Annotated in this window: 22 protein-coding genes; 18 read left to right on the plus strand and 4 right to left on the minus strand. The window is 62.7% G+C overall.

Annotated features, from left to right (window positions below; all coding sequences use genetic code 11):
- Positions 1-190: 190 nt before the first annotated feature.
- The 6 genes from NKJ18_RS18720 (at position 191) to lepB (ending at position 6,630) form a co-directional block, all read left to right on the plus strand.
- Positions 191-751 (plus strand): F0F1 ATP synthase subunit delta, encoded by a 561-nt coding sequence (locus NKJ18_RS18720; RefSeq protein ID WP_023668670.1) that lies wholly within the window; start codon positions 191-193, stop codon positions 749-751.
- Positions 751-2,280 (plus strand): F0F1 ATP synthase subunit alpha, encoded by a 1,530-nt coding sequence (gene atpA, locus NKJ18_RS18725; protein ID WP_023684101.1) that lies wholly within the window; start codon positions 751-753, stop codon positions 2,278-2,280. Before NKJ18_RS18720 ends, atpA begins: the two co-directional genes overlap by 1 nt.
- Before the next feature lie 34 nt (positions 2,281-2,314).
- On the plus strand, positions 2,315-3,199 hold the full coding sequence (locus NKJ18_RS18730; protein WP_023668672.1) for a F0F1 ATP synthase subunit gamma: 885 nt from the start codon (positions 2,315-2,317) through the stop codon (positions 3,197-3,199).
- Between the two features lie 70 nt (positions 3,200-3,269).
- Positions 3,270-4,841 (plus strand): F0F1 ATP synthase subunit beta, encoded by a 1,572-nt coding sequence (gene atpD, locus NKJ18_RS18735; RefSeq protein ID WP_023668673.1) that lies wholly within the window; start codon positions 3,270-3,272, stop codon positions 4,839-4,841.
- 109 nt (positions 4,842-4,950) lie between these two features.
- Positions 4,951-5,358 carry a F0F1 ATP synthase subunit epsilon gene (locus tag NKJ18_RS18740; protein WP_023668674.1) on the plus strand — a complete coding sequence of 136 codons (408 nt, stop codon included), beginning with the start codon at positions 4,951-4,953 and terminating at the stop codon, positions 5,356-5,358.
- 525 nt (positions 5,359-5,883) lie between these two features.
- A complete protein-coding gene (lepB, locus tag NKJ18_RS18745; protein WP_032892998.1) occupies positions 5,884-6,630 on the plus strand; it encodes a signal peptidase I in 747 nt (248 codons plus the stop codon).
- A gap of 28 nt (positions 6,631-6,658) precedes the next feature.
- Here lepB and NKJ18_RS18750 read toward each other — a convergent pair whose 3' ends face one another.
- On the minus strand, positions 6,659-8,167 hold the full coding sequence (locus NKJ18_RS18750; RefSeq protein WP_023688888.1) for a mannitol dehydrogenase family protein: 1,509 nt from the start codon (positions 8,165-8,167) through the stop codon (positions 6,659-6,661).
- Between the two features lie 175 nt (positions 8,168-8,342).
- Between NKJ18_RS18750 and uxaC the strand changes: the two genes are divergently transcribed.
- The 10 genes from uxaC to NKJ18_RS18800 all read left to right on the plus strand — a co-directional run bounded on the left by uxaC (position 8,343) and on the right by NKJ18_RS18800 (position 18,126).
- Entirely contained in the window at positions 8,343-9,752 is a 1,410-nt protein-coding gene (gene uxaC, locus NKJ18_RS18755) for a glucuronate isomerase (protein WP_031205309.1), read from the plus strand.
- Between the two features lie 38 nt (positions 9,753-9,790).
- Positions 9,791-10,768, plus strand: a complete 978-nt coding sequence (locus NKJ18_RS18760) for a TRAP transporter substrate-binding protein (RefSeq protein WP_023668677.1) — start codon at positions 9,791-9,793, stop codon at positions 10,766-10,768.
- Positions 10,769-10,838: 70 nt separating this feature from the next.
- Entirely contained in the window at positions 10,839-11,402 is a 564-nt protein-coding gene (locus NKJ18_RS18765) for a TRAP transporter small permease (RefSeq protein WP_023668678.1), read from the plus strand.
- On the plus strand, positions 11,403-12,683 hold the full coding sequence (locus NKJ18_RS18770; protein ID WP_023684106.1) for a TRAP transporter large permease: 1,281 nt from the start codon (positions 11,403-11,405) through the stop codon (positions 12,681-12,683).
- A gap of 23 nt (positions 12,684-12,706) precedes the next feature.
- Complete coding sequence (locus NKJ18_RS18775) at positions 12,707-13,483, plus strand: FadR/GntR family transcriptional regulator (protein ID WP_023684107.1); 777 nt, start codon at positions 12,707-12,709, stop codon at positions 13,481-13,483.
- Between the two features lie 20 nt (positions 13,484-13,503).
- Positions 13,504-14,361, plus strand: coding sequence for a 5-dehydro-4-deoxy-D-glucuronate isomerase (gene kduI / locus NKJ18_RS18780; protein WP_023704937.1), 858 nt, complete (start codon positions 13,504-13,506; stop codon positions 14,359-14,361).
- Positions 14,358-15,125 carry a 2-dehydro-3-deoxy-D-gluconate 5-dehydrogenase KduD gene (gene kduD / locus NKJ18_RS18785; protein WP_352666449.1) on the plus strand — a complete coding sequence of 256 codons (768 nt, stop codon included), beginning with the start codon at positions 14,358-14,360 and terminating at the stop codon, positions 15,123-15,125. The genes kduI and kduD overlap by 4 nt, the downstream gene beginning before the upstream one ends.
- 10 nt (positions 15,126-15,135) lie before the next feature.
- Entirely contained in the window at positions 15,136-15,474 is a 339-nt protein-coding gene (locus NKJ18_RS18790) for a cupin domain-containing protein (protein WP_023684110.1), read from the plus strand.
- A gap of 264 nt (positions 15,475-15,738) precedes the next feature.
- Positions 15,739-17,577 carry a DNA helicase RecQ gene (recQ, locus tag NKJ18_RS18795; RefSeq protein ID WP_352759240.1) on the plus strand — a complete coding sequence of 613 codons (1,839 nt, stop codon included), beginning with the start codon at positions 15,739-15,741 and terminating at the stop codon, positions 17,575-17,577.
- 396 nt (positions 17,578-17,973) lie between these two features.
- The gene (locus NKJ18_RS18800) at positions 17,974-18,126 is read left to right on the plus strand and encodes a hypothetical protein (RefSeq protein WP_023684112.1); all 153 of its coding nucleotides are present in this window, start codon (positions 17,974-17,976) and stop codon (positions 18,124-18,126) included.
- Positions 18,127-18,895: 769 nt separating this feature from the next.
- Here NKJ18_RS18800 and NKJ18_RS18805 read toward each other — a convergent pair.
- Positions 18,896-19,834, minus strand: a complete 939-nt coding sequence (locus NKJ18_RS18805; RefSeq protein ID WP_352759184.1) for an AraC family transcriptional regulator — start codon at positions 19,832-19,834, stop codon at positions 18,896-18,898.
- 127 nt (positions 19,835-19,961) lie between these two features.
- Between NKJ18_RS18805 and NKJ18_RS18810 the strand changes: the two genes are divergently transcribed.
- Complete coding sequence (locus NKJ18_RS18810) at positions 19,962-20,855, plus strand: SDR family oxidoreductase (protein ID WP_352759187.1); 894 nt, start codon at positions 19,962-19,964, stop codon at positions 20,853-20,855.
- Here the strand turns inward: NKJ18_RS18810 and NKJ18_RS18815 are convergent, their stop codons facing one another.
- Together NKJ18_RS18815 and NKJ18_RS18820 are read right to left on the minus strand one after the other, a co-directional pair.
- Positions 20,856-21,074 carry a hypothetical protein gene (locus tag NKJ18_RS18815; protein ID WP_352759188.1) on the minus strand — a complete coding sequence of 73 codons (219 nt, stop codon included), beginning with the start codon at positions 21,072-21,074 and terminating at the stop codon, positions 20,856-20,858.
- Between the two features lie 59 nt (positions 21,075-21,133).
- Positions 21,134-22,180, minus strand: coding sequence for a class I SAM-dependent methyltransferase (locus NKJ18_RS18820; protein WP_023693167.1), 1,047 nt, complete (start codon positions 22,178-22,180; stop codon positions 21,134-21,136).
- A 267-nt stretch (positions 22,181-22,447) separates the two neighbouring features.
- On the opposite strand from NKJ18_RS18820, the gene NKJ18_RS18825 reads away from it, so the two are divergent.
- Complete coding sequence (locus NKJ18_RS18825) at positions 22,448-24,427, plus strand: putative bifunctional diguanylate cyclase/phosphodiesterase (RefSeq protein WP_352759190.1); 1,980 nt, start codon at positions 22,448-22,450, stop codon at positions 24,425-24,427.
- Positions 24,428-24,536: the final 109 nt, after the last annotated feature.

A 24,536-nucleotide genomic window follows, 5' to 3' on the forward strand; every position in this document is an offset into this window, starting at 1 on the left:
GCCCGAAAAGCATGCGGAACGACGCATTGCGGTCTTAAAATGCCTGTGCTAGACGGCAATCGACTTTCGGCCGGGGATAGCGGAAGCCGCGCCTCCGTGCTTGGAAAAACTTAGTAAGGTCAAAGATTTAGCCAGAGTTTTTGCTCGCGCCAACAATCTGCGGCCCCTCAGACAAGAGAAAAGACGGTCCGTGGCTCAATCGTCATCGCCAATCTCAGGTGTCGCAGAACGCTACGCGGGTTCGCTGTTCGAACTTGCGCTGCAGTCGAATTCGGTGGCCAAGGTCGAGGCCGACCTCAACAGTTTCGCCAAGATGCTGGATGACAGCGCCGACCTGACGCGCCTCATCAACAGCCCGGTGTTCTCCAGCGAGGACCAGGCCAAGGCAATCGCGTCGATCGCCGACAAGGCCGGCATCACCGGCCTGACCGGCAATTTCCTGCGCGTCGTCGCCCGCAACCGCCGGCTCTTCGCGGTGCCCGGCATGGTCAAGGCTTTTCGCAAGATCGCCGCCGAACAGCGCGGTGAGACATCAGCCGAGGTCACTTCGGCGCATGAACTGACGGCTGCCCAGCAGACCGAACTCAAGGCCGCGCTGAAAGGCGTCGCCGGCAAGGACGTGGCCATCACTGTTACCGTCGATCCGTCGCTGCTCGGCGGGCTGGTGGTCAAGATGGGCTCGCGCCTGATCGATACGTCGCTCAAAACCAAACTCAATTCGCTCAAGCTTGCACTGAAAGAGGTCGGCTGATGGACATCCGCGCCGCGGAAATTTCCGCAATTCTCAAAGACCAGATCAAGAATTTCGGCAAGGAGGCCGAGGTCTCCGAAGTCGGCCAGGTGCTGTCCGTCGGTGACGGTATCGCTCGCGTCTACGGCCTCGACAATGTCCAGGCCGGCGAAATGGTCGAGTTCCCCGGCGGCATCCGCGGCATGGCGCTCAACCTCGAAGCCGACAATGTCGGCGTCGTCATCTTCGGCGCCGACCGCGACATCAAGGAAGGCGACATCGTCAAGCGCACCGGCGCCATCGTCGATACGCCTGTCGGCATGGGCCTGCTCGGCCGCGTCGTCGACGCGCTCGGCAATCCGATCGACGGCAAGGGCCCGATCAAGGCGACCGAACGCAAGCGCGTCGACGTCAAGGCGCCAGGCATCATCCCGCGCAAGTCGGTCAACGAGCCGATGTCGACCGGCCTCAAGGCCATCGATGCGCTGATCCCCGTTGGCCGCGGCCAGCGCGAGCTGGTCATCGGCGATCGCCAGACCGGCAAGACCGCGATCATCCTCGACACGATGCTCAACCAGAAGGCCGTGCACGACAACGGGCCGGAAAAGGAAAAGCTCTACTGCGTCTACGTCGCCATCGGGCAGAAGCGCTCGACGGTCGCGCAGTTCGTGAAGGTTCTCGAAGAGCGCGGCGCCCTTGAATATTCGATCATCGTCGCCGCCACAGCTTCCGATCCGGCGCCGATGCAGTTCCTGGCGCCGTTCACCGGCGCCACCATGGGCGAATATTTCCGCGACAACGGCATGCATGCGCTGATCAGCTATGACGATCTGTCGAAGCAGGCCGTCGCCTATCGCCAGATGTCGCTCTTGCTGCGCCGCCCGCCGGGTCGCGAAGCCTATCCGGGCGACGTGTTCTACCTGCATTCGCGCCTGCTCGAGCGCGCCGCCAAGCTCAACGACGATCTGGGTGGCGGTTCGCTGACCGCGCTGCCGATCATCGAGACGCAGGCCAACGACGTGTCGGCCTACATCCCGACCAACGTGATCTCGATCACCGACGGCCAGATCTTCCTCGAAACCAACCTGTTCTTCCAAGGCATCCGTCCGGCGGTCAACGTCGGCCTGTCGGTGTCGCGCGTCGGTTCGTCGGCGCAGATCAAGGCGATGAAGCAGGTCGCCGGCTCGATCAAGGGAGAGCTGGCGCAGTACCGCGAAATGGCTGCGTTCGCGCAGTTCGGCTCCGATCTCGACGCCGCCACGCAGCGCCTGCTCAACCGCGGCTCGCGCCTGACCGAACTGTTGAAGCAGCCGCAGTTCTCGCCGCTCAAGGTCGAGGAGCAGGTCACGGTGATCTTCGCCGGCGTCAACGGCTATCTCGACAAGCTGGCGCTGAACCAGGTCGGCAAGTTCGAGCATGGTCTGCTCAGCCATATGCGCTCGGCCGGCAAGGACGTGCTGGACGGCATCCGCAAGGAAAAGGCGCTGTCGGACGATCTGCGCGCCAAGCTGAAGGCCGAGATCGACGCCTTCGCCAAGACCTTCGCTTGAGAAGAAGCCGGACGCTCGGGATCAGGTTTGAAGCATGCCTTCATTAAAAGACCTTCGTAACCGTATCGCCTCGGTCAAGGCGACGCAGAAGATCACCAAGGCGATGCAGATGGTCGCCGCGGCGAAGCTGCGCCGCGCGCAGGAAGCGGCGGAAGCGGCGCGTCCCTATTCCGAGCGGATGGGTGCGGTGCTGGCCAATATCACGCAGGCGATCGGCGGCGGCGGCGATGCCCCGGCACTGATGACCGGCACCGGCAAGGACGATGTGCATCTGCTCGTCGTCTGCACCGCCGAGCGCGGCCTTTGCGGCGGCTTCAACTCGCAGATTGCACGTCTGGCCCGCGACCATATCCGCCGGCTGCTGGCCGACGGCAAGCAGGTCAAGATCATCTGCGTCGGCAAGAAGGGTTTCGACATTCTGCGCCGAGACTATGCCTCGCTCATTATCGACCGCGTCGACCTGCGCGATGTCAAGAAGCTCGGCTTCGTCAATGCCGATGCCATCGCCCGTAAGATCATCCATCTGTTCGGCGAAGGCGGCTTCGATATCTGCACGCTGTTTTATTCGCAGTTCAAGTCGGTGATCAGCCAGATTCCGACCGCGCAGCAGATCATTCCTGCCGGCGTGGCCTCCGCTCCCGCCGAAGCGACCGCGGGTGGCAATGCCGTCTACGAATACGAGCCGGAGCCGGGCGAGATCCTCACCGACCTCATTCCGCGCAACATCTCGGTCCAGGTCTTCCGCGCGCTGCTCGAAAACGCAGCCGGCGAGATGGGCGCCAAAATGAGCGCCATGGACAATGCAACGCGCAATGCCGGCGACATGATCAACAAACTGTCGATCACCTATAACCGCCAGCGGCAGGCGCAGATCACCAAGGAACTGATCGAAATCATTTCGGGCGCCGAAGCGCTCTAGGCGCGACCGCCAGGAGGTCATCGACCTTCTGATGGAGCGTGAGAAACAAAGGACGAGAAGGGTAAAGACGATGGCGAAAGCAGCGACCCCCGCGAAGACGGCCCCCAAAGCGGCCGCAAAGGCTCCGGCAGCAGCGGCGAAGGCCGCTCCGGCCAAGAAGGCGGCCGCGCCCGCCAAGGCCGCGGCCCCGGCAGCGAAGACGACGAGCGTTGCCGTCAAGAAGACCGGCGCCATCGGCAAGGTTCGCCAGGTCATCGGCGCCGTCGTCGACGTGCAGTTCGGCGATCATCTGCCGGCCATTTTGAACGCCATCGAAACCTCCAATGTCGGCAACCGCCTGGTGCTCGAAGTTGCCCAGCATCTGGGCGAAAACACCGTGCGCTGCATCGCCATGGATTCCACCGAAGGCCTGGTTCGCGGCCAGGACGTCTATGACACCGGCGCGCCGATCACCGTTCCGGTCGGCCCGGGCATGCTCGGCCGCATCATCAACGTCATCGGCGAGCCGGTCGACGAAGAAGGCCCGGTCGACGGCATCGAGATGCGCGCCATCCACCAGCCGGCGCCTACCTATGTCGAACAGTCGACGGAAGCGCAGATCCTGATCACCGGCATCAAGGTGCTCGACCTTCTGGCGCCCTACGCCCGCGGAGGCAAGATCGGCCTGTTCGGCGGCGCCGGCGTCGGCAAGACGGTTCTGATCCAGGAGCTGATCAACAACGTCGCCAAGGCGCATGGCGGCTTCTCGGTCTTCGCCGGCGTCGGCGAGCGCACCCGCGAGGGCAACGATCTTTATCACGAGTTCATCGAGTCCGGCGTCAACAAGAAGGGCGGCGGCGAAGGCTCCAAGGCGGCACTGGTCTATGGCCAGATGAACGAGCCGCCGGGCGCGCGTGCCCGCGTCGGCCTGACCGGCCTGACGGTCGCCGAATATTTCCGCGACCAGGGCCAGGACGTGCTGTTCTTCGTCGACAACATCTTCCGCTTCACGCAGGCCGGTTCTGAAGTGTCGGCGCTGCTCGGCCGTATTCCTTCGGCCGTGGGTTACCAGCCAACGCTGGCCACCGACATGGGTGCGCTGCAGGAACGCATCACCACAACGACCAAGGGTTCGATCACTTCGGTGCAGGCGATCTACGTGCCGGCCGACGATTTGACCGACCCGGCGCCTGCGACCTCGTTCGCCCACCTGGACGCGACGACCGTGCTCAACCGCGCGATCTCGGAAAAGGGCATCTACCCCGCCGTCGATCCGCTCGACTCGACCTCGCGCATGCTCGATCCGCTGGTCGTCGGCGAGGAGCACTATGCCGTCGCCCGCCAGGTGCAGTCGATCCTCCAGCGCTACAAGTCGCTGCAGGACATTATCGCCATCCTTGGCATGGATGAGCTGTCGGAAGAGGACAAGCAGACGGTGGCCCGCGCCCGCAAGATCGAGCGCTTCCTGTCGCAGCCGTTCTTCGTCGCCGAAGTGTTTACGGGTGCGCCGGGCAAGCTGGTCGACCTCGCCGACACAATCAAGGGCTTCAAGGGCCTCTGCAACGGCGACTACGATCACCTGCCGGAAGCCGCCTTCTACATGGTCGGCGGCATCGACGAAGCGGTCGAGAAGGCTCAGCGCCTGGCGGCTGAAGCAGCGTAATCAAGGCAATAGGGAGTAGTCAGTAGTCAGTAGTGAATAGCGGCCGGGTGATCAGGACAGCTGTCCTCTCCCTACTCCCTACTCACTATTCCCTACTCACTAAATTGACATGGCTGAAGCTTTCAAGTTCGAACTGGTCTCGCCGGAGCGCCTCCTGGTTTCCGAGCAGGTCGAGTCCGTCGTCATTCCAGGCGCCGAAGGTGAAATGACAGTCATGGCGCACCATGCGCCAGTCATGACCACGATCAAGCCGGGCGTCGTCACGCTGAAGACCGCCGGCGGCAAGGAAGAGCGCTATGTGGTGTTCGGCGGCTTTGCCGACATCGTCCCTGCCGGCTGCACGCTGCTCGCCGAATCGGCGGTCGCCGTCGGCGATATCGACCGCGCCGATCTCGCCCGCCGCATCCAGGAAGCCAAGGAAGACGCCGCCGACGCCAAGGACGACCAGAGCCGCAGCAAGGCGGAGCAGTTCCTTAGCCAGCTTACCACGCTCGAAGGCGCGCTGCTGCCGGCGTAAGCCGCAGAATGACTTGAAGAAAAGGCCGGGCTCAGCCCGGCTTTTTTGTTGCGGCCGCCATCCTGGATCGTCTCGCATAGGCGCAGGGCCTTGGCGGGATTTCAGGGCGGGCAGCCAGCATGATCAGATCGGGTGGCGGCATGCCGGCTGCCAGTCAGGGCGAGATGAGCTTGTATTAGGCGATGGCGCCGGCGGAACCGCGATTTGGCTGCGGCGGTACAGTCGGATCGGGGCTTGCCCCTGCTTTCTGGTTGTTCGACAGTCCGGCTGTCTATCGATTTGGGGTGGCCGATGACGGAACAGACAACGCAACCGGAAGCGGCCTCGCGATCCCGGTGGACGACGGCGCTGATCGCGGCCTTTGGCGGTCCGTTCGGCGGGTTCCTTTGGATCGGCGCCGGCCGGCCGGCGGTTGCCAGCCTGGTGGTGATCAGCGCCATAAGCATTGCGCTGACATATGTGGGATTCCCGGTTCTGCCGGGGGTCGATCTCGCCTGGCTGGTGGATCTCTCCAGTTTAGGTCTCATGGTCCTGTGGGTAGCGCTCGTCGTGCCTTTCGCGTCACGATACAGACCGAACCGGTGGTATTCACACGGCCTTTCGGTGCTGCTGTTGGCCGTGCTGACCTCCTACGGAGCCGCGTTAGCGATCCGCACATTCCTCTTCCAGCCGTTTTCGACCCCGGCAGGCAGCATGACACCAACGCTGGAACTCGGCGACTATTTCTTCGTCTCGAAGTTTGCCTATGGTTACAGCCGCTACAGTGTTCCTCTTGGGCTGCTGCCCTTCGAAGGCCGGATCTTTGCCGCCGAGCCGAAGCGCGGAGATATTGTGGTGTTCAAATTTCCAGCGGATCCGAGCATCGACTACGTCAAGCGGGTCGTTGGACTGCCGGGCGACAAAATCCAGATGGTCGACGGAATCCTTCGCATCAATGGTGTGGCGGTCAAACTCGAGGATGTTGGTCCGTACAGCTCCGAGGACTCTCCCCAAAGCGCCAGACTGCAACGTGAAACCCTCCCCAACGGCGTTTCCTATTCCGTCATCAGTCTTACGGACAATTCAATAACCGACAACACGCGGGTGTTCGACGTGCCCGAAGGCCACTATTTCGTGCTTGGCGACAACAGGGATAATTCCTCCGATAGCCGGCTCAGTGTCGGCTTCGTTCCTGCCGAAAACCTGGTCGGCAAGGCAGTGCGACTGTTCTGGAATTCGCAAGGCACGGAGTATTCGTCGCGGCAGAGGCTGGACGCTCCGGCGGGACAATAGGCTTGAAATGGGCGGTTCCGGACCAGCTTCAGCCTACGTTTGTCGGCTCCGGTATGCCGAGCGCTGAGAGCGCAAGCACGATCCCGCCTTGCAGGATATGCTCGCGATGAGCGGCGACCAGTTCGATCAGCGTCTGCCGCTCGGGCTTGCCGCTGGCGAAGCCGGCCCAGTCGAACACCGCCGCTACTCGTTCCAGCATCCGTCGTTCGTCGAGCGCCGCCAGCGCCGCGTCGAGCGGATCGGTAAAGTGGGCTTCCGGCAGGTCCTTGCCGCGCGCCTCGCAGGCGGCGATCCAGGCGGCGATCACCAGCGTCAGATGCTCCGGGACCAGGCCGGCCTGGATGCACTCGATGGCGGTAGCGACAATGCGCTGCGGCAATTTCTGGCTGCCGTCATTGGCGATCTGCGCGGTGCGGTGGGCCAGCGCGGTGTTGGAGAAACGTTCGGCAAGTTCGGCCGTATAGGCTGACGTGTCGAGCCCGGCATCCCCAGGCAATGTCGGGATGGCCTCGGCCCAGAGCCGGTCGACGAACGCGCGGATCGCGGGATCCGCGAAGGCGCGGTCGACGGTGACGTGGCCGCTGAGCAGGCCGATATAGGCGATGCCCGAATGGGCGCCGTTGAGCAGCCGAAGCTTCATGTCCTCGAACGGCCGGACATCCTCGACCATGGTGACGCCGAATTTCTCCCAGGCCGGGCGGCCGGCTGGAAACCTGTTTTCGATCACCCATTGCCGGAACGGTTCGGTCATCACCGGCCAGGCGTCCTCGAGGCCGAGTTCGACCGCGATGCGCGCCCGGTCGGCATCGGTGGTTGCCGGCACGATGCGGTCGACCATGCTCGATGGGAATGCAACGTCATCGGCTATATGACCGGCGAGGGCAGCGTCGCCTGAAGCAGCAGCGCCGGCATCGCGCAGTTTTGCAAACCCGACCAGCAGCCGGTGCAGCGTGGCGCCATTGGCCGGCAGGTTGTCGCAGCAAAGCACGGTGAAGGGCGGCGTGCCGGCGGCCCGGCGTCGCACCAGCGCTTCCGCCAGGAATCCATGCGCTGTCCTGGGAGATCCGGGATTGCCCAGATCGTGGACGATATCGGGATGGTTTTCGTCGAGGCTGCCGTCGGCGGCCCTGAGATAGGCCTTTTCGGTGATGGTCAGGGTGACGATGCGGGTGCGCGGGTCGGTCAGCGCGGCCAGCACCGCGCCGGGGTCTTCCGGCGCGACCAGCATCGACTGGATCGAGCCGATAATGTGCAGCGCTTCGCCATCGCTGCCGCGCACCGCCAGCGTGTAGAGCCCGTCCTGTGGCGTCAGCGCATCGCGCGTGTCGGGGCTGCGCAGCGAGACGCCGACAATGCCCCAGCCGGTCTCGCCGGCCGCTAGGCAGTCATCGACATAGGCGGCCTGATGGGCACGGTGGAAGGCTCCAACGCCGAGATGGACGATGCCTGGGGCGACACTGGCGCGATCATAGGGGGGGACCGCGACCGAGGCCGGCAAGGATTGCACTGTTGCGTTGGAAAGGCGTCTGCTGGTCATGGCGCGGCTTGTCGCTGGATGGTGTGCGGGGCGGGATCTGCTAGCGGCGTAACATCCGCTCTTCCGCCGCACAATGACCTGACGCCGGTTAAAAGTCATCATACAACAATCCAGTTTTTGTATGTTGACATTATTTCTTTCCAATCCTACCGATATCGCCCCTGGGAGGAACGACGTGGCGGGAATGACCGATCCGGATCTGCTTTTTGCCGCCGAAGGGCGCGCGCTGTCGATCGCGCGCGATCTCCATGCCGGCATCAAGGACCTGCCGATCATCAGTCCGCACGGCCACACCGATCCGCGTTGGTATGCGCTCAACGAGCCATTCCCCGATCCCGCGCAATTGCTGGTGGTGCCCGACCACTACATTTTCCGTATGCTGTTCAGCCAGGGCGTGCGGCTGGAAGATCTCGGCGTCCCGACCCTCGACGGCTCGCCGGTCGAGACCGATCCCAGGGCGATCTGGCGGCGCTTCGCCGAGCACTATTACCTCTTCCGCGGCACGCCGACGCGGTTGTGGCTCGACCATGTGCTCGAGCATCTGTTCGGCATCGAAGAGCCGCTCAACGCCAGCACCGCTAGCCGCCATTACGACACCATCGCGGCGCTTTTGCAGCGCGACGATTATCGCCCACGCGCGCTGTTCGAGCGCTTCAACATCGAGGTCATCGCGACGACCGAGGGCGCACTCGACGATCTCCAATGGCACAAGACGATCCGCGACAGCGGCTGGCAGGGCCGCGTCGTCACTGCCTACAGGCCGGATGCCGTCGTCGATCCCGACTTCGAAGGATTTTCTGCCAATCTCGATCGCCTGGGCGAGATCGCCGGCTGCGACACCGGCACATGGGCCGGCTATCTCGACGCGCATCGCCAGCGCCGCGCCTTCTTCAAAAGTTTCGGCGCAACCTCGTCGGATCACGGCCATCCGACGGCCGAGACCGCCAATCTTTCCGATGCGGCGGCGGAAGAGCTGTTCAACCGCATCCGCCGCGGCTCGGACGACGAGCGCGAGCGCAAACTGTTTCGCGCCCAGATGCTGACCGAAATGGCCAAGATGAGCCGCGACGACGGGCTGGTCATGCAGATCCATCCCGGCTCATGGCGCAACCACTCGCCTGGTGTTTTCCAAAAATTCGGCCGCGACAAAGGCTTCGATATTCCGACCCGCACCGACTATGCCGCGGCGCTCAAACCCTTGCTCGACTGCGTCGGGCTGGAGCGCGACCTCTCCATCATCCTGTTCACGCTCGACGAGACCAGCTACGCGCGCGAACTGGCGCCGCTGGCCGGCGTCTATCCGGCGTTGAAGCTCGGGCCGGCCTGGTGGTTCCACGACAGTCCGGAAGGCATGCGCCGGTTCCGCGAGATGACCACCGAGACCGCCGGCTTCTACAACACCGTCGGCTTCAACGATGACACCCGTGCCTTTCCGTCGATTCCCGCCCGTCACGATGTGGCGCGCCGGGTTGACTGCGCCTTTCTCGCCCGTCTCGTCGCCGAGCACCGGCTGCGTGAGGACGAGGCGCATGAGCTGGCGCGGGAGCTTGCCTACACGCTTGCCAAGAAGGCGTACCGGCTGTGAGCCGGGCGCGTGGAATTTTAAAAGGGAGGAAGACAGTCATGTTGCATTTTTCAAAACTGGTGGCAGCCACATTCGCCTTCGGCTCGCTGATGATCGGCGTTGCCGGCGCCCAGACCGTACTGCGCTCGGCCGACACCCATCCGGACGGGTATCCGACTGTCGAGGCGGTCAAATATCTCGGCGAGCTCATCAAGGAGCGCACCGCCGGCCGCTATTCGGTCGAGGTCTATCATTCGGCGCAGCTCGGCGAGGAAAAGGACACGATCGAGCAGACGCAGACCGGTGTCATCGATCTGAACCGCGTCTCGATGGGTCCGTTCAACGGCATCGTGCCGGAAACCGCGGTGCCGTCGCTGCCCTACATGTTCCGTTCGGTCGAGCACATGCGCCATGTCATGGACGGGCCGATCGGCGACGAGATCCTCAAGGCCTTCGAGACGCATGATCTGGTCGGCCTTGCCTTCTACGATTCCGGCGCCCGTTCCTTCTACAACACCAAGAAGGACATCACCTCGATCGCCGATCTGAAAGGCATGAAGTTCCGCGTCATCCAGTCCGACGTGTTCGTCGACATGGTCAACGCGCTTGGCGCAAACGCCACGCCGATGGCCTATGGCGAGGTCTATTCGGCGCTCGAAACCGGCGTCATCGACGGCGCCGAGAACAACTGGCCCAGCTTCGAATCCGCCAAGCACTACGAAGTCGCCAAGCACTATACCGTCGACCAGCACCAGATCGTGCCGGAAGTGCTGGTGATGTCGAAATCGAGCTGGGACAGACTGACGCCGGAAGACCAGGCGATCGTCAAGCAGGCGGCCAAGGATAGCGTCGTCAAGATGCGCGAATTGTGGGACGCGCAGGAGAAGAAGTCGCGAGAGATCGTCGAGAAGGCCGGCGTCAAGGTCAGCGAGATCGACAAGCAGCCGCTGATCGATGCGATGAAGCCGGTCTACGACAAGTATCTGAAGACGCCGGAGCTCAAGGACCTCGCGACGCGCATCCAGGCGACCAAGTGATTTTCTGGCGGGGCGGCATGGCGCCGCCCCGCCAATCGCTTTTAGGGGACGGAAAGACCGGGAGGATCGGATGACTGCGGGAACGGCCAGGAGCGGAGCGCCACCGCGCTTCAGCGCGGTGCTTTCGAAGATTTGCGACGGTGCGCTCTATCTCGCGGGCATCGGGATGGTCGCCATGACCGCGCTTGTTGCCTACCAGGTGTTTTCCCGCTTCGTGCTCAACGCGTCACCGAGCTGGACCGAAGTCACCGCCATCATGCTGATGAACTGGTTCATCTTCCTGGGCGCTGCCGTCGGCGTGCGCGAGAATTACCATATGGGCTTCGACGTGCTGCTCTATATCCTGCCCAAGGGCAGCAAATGGGCGCTGCGCACCCTGTCCGACCTGATCGCGTTCGGCTTCGGCTTCGGCATGGTCTGGTACGGCTGCAAGCTGGTCGGGCTGACCTGGCACACTGTCATCCCGGCGCTCGAACTTCCCGGCGGTTTCGACTATCTGCCGCTGGTTGCCGGCGGCTTTCTGATCTGCCTGTTCTCGGCCGAACGCATCGCGCTGCGCTGGTCCGGCGCCGACATCGACAAGGATATCAATCTCGAAGAAGTGCCGGAAATGCCGGCCGTGCAGGAGGCCTAGATGGAACTCTGGATCCTGTTTGGCGTCTTCACGCTTTTGATGTTTGCCGGCACGCCGATCGCCTTTTGCCTGGGTGCGGCGTCCTTCGCCACCGTGCTTTATCTCGGCCTGCCGCCCCTGGTGGTGTTCCAGCAATTGAAGTCGGGCATGTCGGCGTTCTCGCTGATGGCGATCCCGTTCTTCATCTTTGCCGGCGACCTGATGGTGCGCGGCGGCATCGCGCAGCGCATCGTTTCCTTTGCCGGCTCGCTGGTCGGTCATGTCCGCGGTGGGCTCGGTCAGGTCAACATCATCGCCGCGACGTTGTTCGGCGGCATTTCCGGCTCGGCTGTGGCGGAAGCCGCTGCCGTCGGCGGGCTGATGATCCCGCAGATGAAAGCGCGCGGCTACGGAGCCGACTATGCCGTCAACGTCACCTCGATGGCGGCGCTGATCGCGCTGCTTCTGCCGCCGTCGCAGAACATGATCATCTATTCGATCGCCGGCGGCGGCAAGATTTCGATCGCCGACCTGTTCACCGCCGGTATCCTGCCTGGTCTGCTGTTCGCCGCTTCGCTGATGGTCACCGCCTATTTCGTCGCCCGCAGCCGCGGCTACCCGGTCGAGGCTTTTCCCGGCTTCTCGCGTGTCGGCCAGCTGGCGGTCATCGCCATCCCCGGACTTCTGCTCATCGGGATCATCTTCGGCGGCGTTCGCTCGGGCATTTTCACGGCGACGGAAAGCTCCTGCATCGCCATCATCTACGCCTTGCTGGTCACCGTCTTCGTCTACCGGTCGATGGCCTGGGGCGATTTCGTCCATGCCACAAAGGGCGCGGTGCGCACGACCTCAATGGTGCTGCTGATCATCGGCACGGCGGCCTCGTTCAGCTGGCTGATGGCCTATCTCAAAGTGCCGGTGTTGCTGATCGCAGGCATGAACGCCATCTCCACCGATCCGCTGGTGGTGCTGCTTCTGCTCAACGTCTTGATGCTGCTGCTCGGCACCTTCATGGACATGGGGCCGATGATCATCATCTGCACGCCGATCTTCCTGCCGCTGGTCACCCATTACGGCGTCGACCCCGTGCATTTCGGCGTCATCACCATCCTCAATCTCGGCATTGGCCTCAACACGCCACCGGTCGGCACGGTGCAGTTCGTCGCCTGTGCCGTCGGCAAGATTACGGTCTGGGAAGCGATGCGCTCGATCTGGCCGTTCTATGGCGCGGGCATCGTGGTTCTGGGGCTGGTGACCTATATTCCGGCGATTTCGCTCTGGTTGCCGAGCGTGTTCAAATAGGCGTCTTCAAACAGGGGTGCGATATGGCATCGGATAGCGCTGTTGATCTCAGGGTCGAGAGAAAACCCAAACTGTCGGAGACCGTCGTTGCGGCGATCCGCAAGCAGTTGCAGGCGGGCGAGATCCTGCCCGGCCACAAATTGCCGACCGAGGGCCAGCTGACCGAGACCTTCGGCGTCAGCCGCACCGTCATCCGCGAAGCGCTGGCCAAGCTCGCCGCCGACGGGCTGGTCGAGGCGCGCCAGGGCGCAGGCGTGTTCGTCACCGAGCACATCTCAACGATGTTCGGCGCGCTCGCCGCCGACATGGGCAGCAAGGATTCCATCGCGCTCAATGTGCTCGAAGTGCGCCTGGCCGTCGAAATCGAATCGGCGGGGCTCGCCGCCATTCGCCGCAACGCCGCGCAGGAAGCAGCGATCCAGGAAGCGTTCTTCGAATTCGAACGGCTGCTTCTCAACAGCGAGCCGACCGGTCCGGCCGATCTCGCCTTCCACCGGGCAATCGCCAGCGCCACCAACAACCCGTTCTATGTCGAGATGCTCGATGTGCTCGGACGCCGCGCCATTCCCTGCGACGTGACCTCGCCCTGGTCGACGGAACTTGTGCAATCCGACAGCTATCAGCGCGGGCTGCAGCGCGAGCATCTGGTGATCCTGAATGCGATCACGTCAGGCGACGCCGAAGCCGCGCGCGAGGCGATGCGCACCCATCTCACCGCCAGCCAGCAGCGCTACCGCGAGCGCCTGCACGCCCGCCAGGTCTTTTATGCCGACTCGGTCAGGGCGACGGCATCCGAATAACCATTTCAGCCGGAGCAGTAATGTCTCAAAGTCACCCGCATACCGATTTCACCTCGCGTTTCGCCATCGACCCGGTTGCCGCGGCTTCTATGGGCACCGACGAACTGCGGCACAACTTCCATATTGACGACCTGTTCCAGCCGGGACGCGTCAGCCTGACCTATGCCCATTATGACCGCATGATCGTCGGCGGCGCCGTGCCGGAAGGGACAGCGCTGCCGCTGGAAGCGATCAAGCCAACGGGGACCAGGAATTTTCTCGACCGCCGCGAGCTGATCATCGTCAACATCGGCGGCGCCGGCTCGGTGACGGCAGATGGCGACACCCACCAGTTGCAGGCGCGCGACATGCTCTATCTAGGCATGGGCAGCACCGACGTGGCGTTCGCGTCGGCCGACAAGGCAGCGCCGGCCAAATTCTATCTGCTCAGCGCCCCGGCGCATCACGCCTATCCGAACCGGCTGATCCGCATCGGCGACGCCAAGCGGCTCGACCTCGGCAGCAAGGAAACCTGCAATGAGCGCTCGATCTTCCAGTTCATCCATGCCGATGGCGTCAAGACCTGCCAGCTGGTCGTCGGCATGACGCAGCTGGCGCCGGGCTCGGTGTGGAACACCATGCCTTGCCATGTGCATGACCGGCGCATGGAGGCCTATCTCTATTTCGACCTGCCGGAGACGGCGCGCGTCTTCCATTTCATGGGCGAGCCGGACGAAACCCGCCACATCGTCATGGCCAATGAGGAGGCAGTGCTGTCGCCCGGCTGGTCGATCCATTCAGGGGCAGGCACCTCGAATTATTCCTTCATCTGGGCGATGGCCGGCGACAATGTCGACTACACCGATGTCGACCCGGTGCCGCTGGGCGAACTGCGTTGAGCGGCCCTTCCTCCTTCAGCCTGGCCGGCAAGCGCGTCCTGGTCACCGGCGCAAACACCGGCATCGGCCAGGGCATCGCGGTCTCGATCGCGCGCGCCGGCGGCACCGTCATCGGTGTCGGCCGCTCGGCGATGGACGACACGGAAAGACAAGTCGCGGAAGCCGGCGGCCAGTTCGAGACTGTGCGGTGCGATCTCGCCGATCATGTTGCCGCCAAGGCCATGCTCGACCAGGTGTGGGAGAAGACCGGCCCGATCGACGGGCTGGTCAACAATGCCGGCATCATCCGCCGCGCCGATGCGGTCGATTTCTCGGAAACCGACTGGGACGACGTCGTCGACGTCAATCTGAAGACGCTGTTCTTTCTCAGCCAGGGTTTTGCCAGGCGCGTGCTGACCGACCCGAGGCGGCGCGGCAAGATCGTCAACATCGCCTCGGTGCTGAGTTTCCAGGGCGGCATCCGCGTCGCGTCCTATACCGCGTCGAAACATGGCGCGCTCGGCATAACCCGGCTGCTGGCCTGCGAATGGGCGGCAAAAGGCATCAACGTCAACGCCATTGCGCCCGGCTATATCGAAACCAACAACACCGAGGGGTTGCGCGCCGATCCCGACCGCAGTGCTGCCATCCTGGCGCGCATCCCGGCGGGACGTTGGGGCGGGCCGGAAGACATAGGCGATGCCGCCGTGTTCCTGCTGGCGCCAGCGTCCGACTATATGCATGGCGCGGTGGTTCCCGTGGACGGCGGCTGGCTGGCGCGATGAGGAGATGGTCATGATTGAAGCCAAGATTTTCGCACAGCCCGGCGAGAGCGCCTGGACGCCGACGCCGGACGGCAACAGACGCCGCGTTCTCGTCTCCACCGATGAGCTGATGATGGTCGAGTTCGGCTTCGACAAGGGCGGCGTCGGCGCACTGCATTCGCACCCGCATGTCCAGGCCAGCTATGTCGCCGAAGGTCGCTTCGAGGTGACCATCGACGGCCGCACCGCGACCATCGAGACCGGCGGCAGCTTCATCGTGCCGTCCAATCTGGTGCACGGCGTCAAGGCGCTGGAGGCCGGGCGCCTGGTCGACAGCTTTACCCCGCACCGCGCCGATTTCCTGGCCTGAACCTTTTTCGGCAATTCCAGAAACAGGAAACCCGCGCCTCCTGGGGAGGCGCGGGCTGTTGCCTGTGCGCTCGTGGCGCAGCGGTACTCGAAACATCGCCGCAGGGTTGGACGGTGCCGCAACATGGTGAAGATAGGTTTAACGATGCCAATCAGGTCGATCGCCGGTGGGGTGTTGCTGCTGCTTGTTGTGGTCACGCAGGGGCTGCGCTAATCGTTCTGTCCACGCCGCTGCTTCGGGCGGCCGATCGCAAAAACATCAGTGATGCAGATATCGACGACAAGCGTGCCGACGCACGATCCCAAACGGCGCGTCCTCAAGGACGTGTTCGGCTTCGACGATTTCCGTCCCGGACAGGCCGCGGTGATGGAGGCGCTGCTTGGCGGCCGCCATGTGCTGGCCGTCATGCCAACGGGTGCCGGCAAATCGCTGTGCTACCAGGTTCCGGCGCTGGTCAAGGGTGGGCTGACCATTGTCGTTTCGCCGCTAGTGGCGCTGATGCAGGATCAGGTCGCGGCACTGCGCCTCGCCGGCGTCGCCGCCGATACGATCAATTCCTCGATCGACCGTGATGCCAATGTCGCGGCATGGCGCCGCGTCGCGTCGGGCCAGACGCGGCTGCTCTACCTCGCGCCGGAACGGCTGATGACCGAGCGGATGCTGGATGCGCTTGCCAGGCTCGATGTCAGCCTGATCGCCATCGACGAGGCACATTGCATTTCGCAGTGGGGGCCGGCGTTCCGGCGCGAATATGAAGACCTGTCGCAGCTGCGTGGCATCTTTCCCGACGTACCGATCATTGCGGTGACGGCGACGGCGGACGAGACGACGCGGGCAGACATCGAGAGACGGCTGTTTGGCGGGCGTGTCGAAACGCAGGTGCTTGGCTTCGACCGGCCCAACATCAAGCTTGCCATCGAGCCCAAGCAGGACAGCAAGCGGCAGTTGCTCAACTTCATCGAGCGCCATCAGGGGCGCAGCGGCATCGTCTACTGCCTGTCGCGCAAGAAGACCGAAGAGATGGCGGCATTCCTCGAAAAGAACGGCGTGACCGCGCTCGCCTATCACGCCGGGATGAGCAAGGAGGCGCGTGATGCCAACCAGAACGCCTTCATGACCCTGTCGGGCGTCGTCATGGTGGCGACCATCGCCTTCGGCATGGGGATCGACAAGCCTGATGTCGCCTATGTCTTCCACACCGACCTGCCGGGCAGCCTCGAAGCCTATTACCAGGAAATCGGCCGCGCCGGTCGCGACGGCCGGGCGGCGGAGGCGCATATGCTTTACGGCCTTGGCGACATCCGCATGCGCCGCATGTTCATCGACGACGAGGACGCCGCTGTCGAACACAAGCGCCGCTCGCATGGCCGGCTCGATACGCTGATCGGCTATTGCGAGACGGCCGAGTGCCGCCGCCAGGTGCTGCTCGGTTATTTCGGTGAAGAGGCGGTCCCTTGCGGCAATTGCGACAATTGCCTGGAACAGGCGCCGCGCGCCGACGGCACCGCCGAGGCGCGCCTCATCCTGGCGGCGGTGGCGCAGAGCGGCGAGCGCTTCGGCGCCGGCCATGTCATCGACATCCTGATCGGCCACGAGACTGAAAAGATCGCGGCAAGGGGGCATCACAGGCTGGCAGCCTTCGGCAATGGCGCCGCGCACAAGAAGGATTTTTGGCAATCTATGATTCGCCAGCTGGTCGCGAACGGTTTCCTGATGCCGGACCCGGCCGGCCATGGCGGGTTGGCCATCGCGGACAAGGGCCACGCACTCGGCCGGGGCGAGGTGCCGTTCCAGTATCGGGTCGAGATGCGCACGCGCGCCGCGCGCCGCGCGGCTCGTGCCGGGCAGAGCCCTCAGAGCGAAAATGTCGATGCGTCGCTGCTCGCGACGCTCAAGACGGTGCGGCTGCGGCTGGCCAAGGAACGCCAGGTGCCGGCCTATGTGGTGTTTTCGGATCGTACACTGATCGACATGGCCGAGCGTCGTCCGCAAGACCTCGACGATTTTGCCGGGGTCAACGGCGTAGGTGCGGCCAAGCTCAAGGAGTTCGGCGCGATTTTTGTCAGCGCCATTGCCGCGCACCTTTCCGAGACGCCAGGCTGAAAGGGGTTTTGCTGGACCAAAGCCCGATCCGGCATCAGTACGCCTTCAACTTGCCCGCCCGCTTATCCTTTCATTTTGGCGCTACCCTGCCGTAGGGGAATGGCCTTCCAAATTGTATGGAACCGTGACGACAACACACATTCCTGAATCTATGCGGTCGATTCTTCGGATGTAGCCGTGACTATGGAAACCCGCTGTTGCGCGCGGATGGCGGTTTTCTCGGCCTTGGAGACGCTACGTCGGCAGCCGCTATCCCTGACCCGAATGGTATGATTCAGACCATCTTTGTTGTTGAAAACCCGCTTTCGACGGGAGTATAAAACTCGAGGTTACCATTGCTTTTCGTATAGAGGCTGTGGTGGAAACGTGGGTCCAATCCGCAAAGCATTGCCTTGCGTGGAAGTGGTCGAAGCCGGCGGCGAATGGTCCGTTCCTGTGGCCAAGGAAGACCAGGAAATTACCCGATCATTCGTGATTGAACCGTTTGCGCTGTCCTATGCTGAGGGCCAGCGGATACGCCTGCTTCTCGACAAGTTCGTTCGTCTGTAGAGAGGCTAAGCCCGATGAAAGACCGGTGGGAACCTGACCACCAGTTCATTGAAAGCGCCCGCCGTAGCCAACTCCGAGCGGAGAGCCAACTGGACTCCCTGCAATCGACCATCGCCGAAACGCGACGCGTCCTAGAGGCTTCACGGAAGCTCTTGGAAAAGATTGCCGAGCGGGAACACCATACCCAGCCATAGGGAATGGCCGGTGCAGGTTGGGCATGCTTGTGGGGCTTCACCGCACCGGCCACTGCGGGAAGATATGAGGCCCCCCGCGCCGCCTAAGATATAGGCATATTAGCAATCGCGCAATTAACCCTATTGCGCTACCCAGCCGTAGAGGCAAGGAAATCGGAGAAGTTGGTGCCGGTTAACCGCCAGCACGCGAGCAAGTCATTCTGAAAGCATGAAAAACGCGATTTTGCTCGTGCCAATTGAGCGTCTGAAATCTAGTTCCTGCTGCCGATTATCCCTAAGTTAACAGAAATACTTATACTCCCGAAGGGTTGCGAATCAGTCGATTGTCAAGCGCATGCCATGGAGCAAGCAAGGGATCGATCTGAGCAGAAGGGCCGCAGCGGTCGAAGCGCGCTGGGAAATCCGAGCGGCTTCGGCAATTGTCCGCTCTGGCTCGCCCGCTACAACTCGACTCGCGCAGTGTGGACGGAATCACCGGCCATGTGGACGAGAACCATCTGGCGATGTCGTTCACCGAGTTTCGTTCGCGCTTCAGCCTTTAAGGGCAAGGTGATCAAGGCGATCGGATCGCCGCCTCAGGCGGCTTCGCGTTCGGCCTGCGCAGTCAGGTCCGGCTCCCGGCGGCTGTACTGCCGCGGCGAACAGCCCATGACGCGCTTGAATGCCGTGCTGAAGGCGCTTTCGGATTCGTAGCCGAGCGCCAGCGCGATGACGGAAACCGGATCGCCGGAATGCATCAGCCTGTCGCCGGCCAGCATCATGCGCCAGCGCGTCAGATAATCCAGGGGTGAGGCCCCGACCGTCTGCTTGAATCTGAGCGCAAAAGTCGATCGCGACATGCCCGCGCGCTCCGCCAGTTGCTGCAATGTCCAGCCATGCGCCGGGTCCTCGTGCATGGCGCCGATCGCCGCGCCGATCTGCCTGTCGGTAAGTGCGAACAGCCAGCCGACATTGCCTTGCGCGGTCATATGCAGGCGCAAGGCCTCGATCAGGATCATGTGGGCGAGGTGCTCGACGATGAGAAAGCCGCCGGGACGCCGCTGGCGCAATTCCTGCATCATCCGCTCCACCGGCCAGCGAAGCGCCGAATGGTCGCTCTCGCCGCGGATGTGGACGATGGGCGGCAGCATCCGCAAGAGGATGCCGGCATGGTCGCCGGACAGCGTGAAGCGACTGCTGACCAGGAGGAAATCGCCGCCGCCATTATGGACGGTGATGCCGCCGGTCCGCGCCGGTGAAAAGATCGTTCGCGCATCGACCGTCGGCAGGCCGAGATCGCTGGCAAGGCGGAAAGGCCGGCCGCGCGGCAACAGGAAGCAGTCGCCCACGTCCAGCCGCACCGCGTCAGGGACGCCCTCGACCGACAGCCAGCATCGGCCGGACACCACGGCGCCGCATTTGATGGCGGCCTGCTGGTCAGGGAACTGGATCGCCCAGTGGCCACCGGTTTCCAGCCCAGCCGACAGGTAATTGCGCGGCTTCAGTAGCGACAGCACGTCTGACAGCGGATCCATGAGCGTTCTCGGACGATTGCGAAGATATCTCGGATTTTACAGTATAGATCGTATGATCGCAACCTTCTATCTCCTTCGGCAACGGGCTGCCTGTACGGCCTTCGCCGAAAACCAAGGAGAAATGATCATGCGTGTGTTCGTTACCGGGGCTACCGGTTTTGTCGGTTCGGCTGTTGTGCGGGAATTGCTCGGGGCGGGCCATCAGGTGCTTGGCCTCGCGCGGTCGGAAGCAGGTGCGGAGTCGATCGTGGCCGCGGGCGCCGAGGCGCATCGCGGCGATATCGAGGATTTCGAGAGCCTGCGCAGCGGCGCTGCCCAATCGGATGGCGTCATCCACACGGCCTTCAACCACGACTTTTCGAGATTCGCCGCCAGTTGCGCAGTTGACCAGCGCGCCATCGAAACGCTCGGCGCGGCGCTCGAGGGTTCCGAGCGGCCGCTGCTTGTCACCTCCGGACTCGCCGGTTTTGCTCAGGGAAGGCCGGCAACCGAAGACGACAAACCTGCGCCTCCATCGGTCTCCATGCCGCGCGCTTCGGAAGCAACGGCCGTGGCGCTCGCAGCGCGCGGGGTGCGCGCATCGACGGTGCGGCTGGCGCCGACCGTCCATGGCGAGGGCGATCACGGTTTCGTGCCGATGCTGATTGCCATTGCGCGTGAAAAGGGCGTCTCGGCCTATGTCGGCGACGGGATGAATCGCTGGGCTGCGGTGCACCGGTTCGACGCCGCCACGCTGTACAGGCTGGCGTTGGAGAAGGGGTCAGGTGGGACCAGCTATCACGCGGTTGGCGAGCAGGGCGTACCGATCAGGGAGATTGCCGAGACCATCGGCCACCGGCTTGGCCTGCCGGTCGTTTCCATGAGCACTGAGGACGCGGCTGCGCATTTCGGCTTTCTCGGGCATTTCATCGGCAGGGACTTGTCGGCGTCAAGTGAGCAGACCCGCACTGCGCTGGGATGGAAGCCGACCGGGCCAGGGCTCATCGCCGATCTCGATCGTGCCCGCTATTTCGAGGCCTGATCAGCCCGGCCAGTCGCGTTGCATTGCATCGACCGACAGCCTGGCGATCAGCGGCAGTGCCAGCAGCACGGCCAGACGCAGCCCTGCCGAGCGGGCAGCACCGTCGTGCTGCTGGACCGCCGCCACATCTGTATGGCGGCAGCAGAACGAACACGGCGTAGAGGCCGACCGCAGCCCGAACGAGCTGCTCGCCCGTGGCCGGAAAGCCAGCGAAGACATGGCCTCGTCATGGCAGACCTACCTTGCTACGGGGATGCGCGCGCGATTCCCGCGCCTAGTTAGAGATCGCCCTTCCTCACCTTGCCGTAAACGATATTCCGGTTCGAGCCATAGTAGACTTTCGCGTCGAAAGGACTCCCGCCGAGGGCGGCATTGATGATGTCCCACATATCGTCGGCCGAACGTAGGATGAGCGGCCAATCCATGAAAGTCTCCATGTAACCATCCGTCGTTATCTCGTCGCTGAAATTGGCAAACAGGAATTCGCCACCGGGCTTGACGAGTTCCATGGCTCTTTGAAGCAGGCGGATGCCGATGGCACGCGGCAGGTAATCGTAAAGCCCCGATGCGTAGACGAGATCGAATGTGCCAAGGGCGTAGGCGCGGCGCAGGATGCCGCGTACGGAACCCTGGACTGCCTCGACTGCCGTGCCGGCAAAGTCGTGGTTCACCGTGGCTACGCTGACGGGGTCCTGATCCAGGCCGATCCAACGTTGCAGTTTATGCCTGGCCAACGCATCGGAGCGTTCGGCTTCCCTGAGGTGGCCGCAGGCAATCGCCAGCACCTCAGCCTTTTCCACACTGCTGGCCGTCTCGTCCACGGTCCTGGCCAGAATATCCCGCCGCTCGCGCCCCGCCACCGAACTGGCAGCTTCACTGGTGTACGCATAAATTTGCCGACCAAGTAAGGTCGACGAGGCCACGATCTCGTCGGCGATCGGATGCTTGTAGTAAATATCCAGCAGGCCTGCATCGCCTGAATACCCGCGCGGTTTTTCGACCGACCACCGCGTGAACGGGTCCTGGAGCAAATATTCCGCGACCCGATGCTGCTGAGCCAAAGGAACGAGTTTCTGCCAGACCGCGGGAGCAACCTGCCGGCGGAGCTTGTGGAGTCGCCCCGCCAAACGATGGACGACGGGGGCGGCCGGTTTGTTTCGCGCAAAGGCTTGATGAGCAAGGTCCAGTATCAGGGCGAGCTGGGCCGTGCTGTCCCTCAACTCGTCGGAGTCAGCCGCCTCTTCGGAGGTCGCAACATGTTTCGTCATCAGCCTGGTGGTGACCAGGCTGTATTGGTCGAGCTGCAGTTTTGGCTTGATAGGCATGCCGTTTACTCTCCGGTTTACCGCCCCGGTCCCCGGCCAGCAGCATAGGTGCGCCGCTAACCAACGCTAACAATTTTAATAAAATTTTAGTAAAATTTTAATCAACGGAACGGCCATCAATCCTGCAAACTGGCTAAATCCGAACCGCCCGTTTACCCTCGGTTAGCGACATCTGACTTTTCTTGCGGACAGGGACGTCTTCATTCCCCAACCGCAGGCGACGTCGGCTGTTGCATTCGCTACTGCAGATCGCGGAGGAGCGTTGCGATGCAACTGAGCGAGGACGTTGCCCAGAAGGTGGCGGCAGCGATTGGACGTCCGCGGTGGCATTCCGCCGATCCGGAACTCCTGACACTGTTCCTGCAGAAGGATGCCGATGAGAATCGCAGCCTTGTGCGATGGGGTATTGCGGCTGCTGTATTCAGCTATGTGGCCTATGGCCTTTTCGATTGGTTTCTCTTTCCGGATGTCGCCGGCCGGCTTGTTTTGACGCGCGTTACGCTAGGGATCACTTCCCTGGCGCTTGTCGAATTTGTCGCCCGACGGGGCTTTGGCCTTGCCACCTTGCACCTTGTAGCAGCGCTGGCGATTGTCTCCGGTGCCCTTGGGTGGCTCGTCTCCGCTGTTGGAACAGAGCATCAGGATGCCCTCTCCCATTTCATGGTTTTTGGCACCGTGTTCATCCTGGGTGCGAATCTGTTCTTCAACTTCCGTTTTTGGCTTTCAGCCCTTGCCTCCGCGACGGTCGCCGCAAGCTTTGTGTACGCCGCGATGTTCTCCCTTCAGGCCGACATCGCCGGTCGGGTCGTGTTGTCGGCCTATTTCGTGAACTGCCTCGTCTTGTCGCTTTATCTTTCGTGGCGGCTGAGCCTGGAGCGTTACCAGACCTTCCTGCACGCGCTTCGGGCACAATTCCAGGAGCAGGCTGCTATCAAGAAGGGGCAAAAGCTAACCGAAATCGCCGACACCGATCCGCTCACGGGAATGAAGAACCGCAGGGCGATCATTCGAGAATTCTCGGAGCTGCGCGAAGACTGGGCCGCGGACGACGACGAGATAGGGCTCATTCTGATCGACGTCGACTACTTCAAAAGGTTCAATGACGGACTTGGTCATCAGGCCGGCGACGATTGCCTGATCAAACTCGCCCATGTCCTCTCCGAGATGGCGGCTGCCAACAACGCCATCGCGGCCCGCTATGGCGGAGAAGAATTCGTCATTCTCTGCAAGGTCACCGGGCGGGCTCACCTTCATGAGATAACGAAGAAATTCTGTCGCGCTGTAGAGGATTTGGATATCTACCACCCTGATCGGGGCGACAAGCTCAACATCGTAACGATCAGTGCCGGGGCGTCGTTGACGCGCGCCGATCAGAGCATAGAGCTTAGAATCCTGCTGCAGGAAGCTGACCGCGCGCTCTACGCGTCCAAGTTTGCCGGTCGGGCTACGTTCACGATTTACGACCCGCATGCCACCAGCCAGGATCGCTCCGGCGAAAATCTTTCAGAACTGCTGAAGGTGGCAGTTTCCAACCAGCTCGTTTCTGTCGCCTACCAGCCAATTCGCGAGCTGGCGTCGGGACGCGTGCTGGGCCACGAGAGTCTGATGCGGGTATGCGACTTCGACGGCACCATGATCAGTCCGTCCGTATTCATACCCGTTGCCGAGCAGACCGGAGCGATCGTGGAACTGGGTACGTGGCTGATCGATCGAGCCTGCGGTGACATGGCGGAATACGGATTGGGCTCGGTCGTGACGGTGAACGTCTCCGTTCTTCAGCTCAAGGCTCCTAACTTTTCACTCCGGATCACCGAGATTCTTGGCAGGCACGGCCTTGCGCCCCAGAAACTGGCCATCGAAATCACCGAAGGCAGTGACATCTTTCTGGAGGCGCAAGCGGTAAGAAACGTGGAGCGGTTGCGAAAACTCGGCGTTCAGATCTGGCTGGACGACTTCGGAACGGGATTTGCCGGCTTGACATGGCTCCGCCGCTTCAAATTCGACGTGGTCAAGATTGATCGCAGCTTCCTCCACGATTGCCAGACGTCTCGTGGCTTGAGCCTGTTGCGGGACATGGTCGGGCTGCTTCGCAATCTCGGCCATGTCGTGCTCGCCGAGGGCGTCGAAACGGAGGAGCAGTACATATTGCTGCAGCGCCTGGGGGTAAATTTGATGCAGGGCTTCCTCACCGGGCATCCAGTCCCGATCGAAGAGGTTAACCAAATAAGGCAAGGCCTTGTTGCCTAGCGGCAGCCTCTACGCTGAAGCTTCGGAGGGCATCCTGCTTCGTTCCGGTCCCCCCTACGCTACTTCGTAGCTTCGGGCGACACTCCTACGCCCAGATGCGGTTCCGGGT

The organism is Mesorhizobium sp. M0217 (assembly GCF_040321955.1).
Classification (GTDB): domain Bacteria; phylum Pseudomonadota; class Alphaproteobacteria; order Rhizobiales; family Rhizobiaceae; genus Mesorhizobium.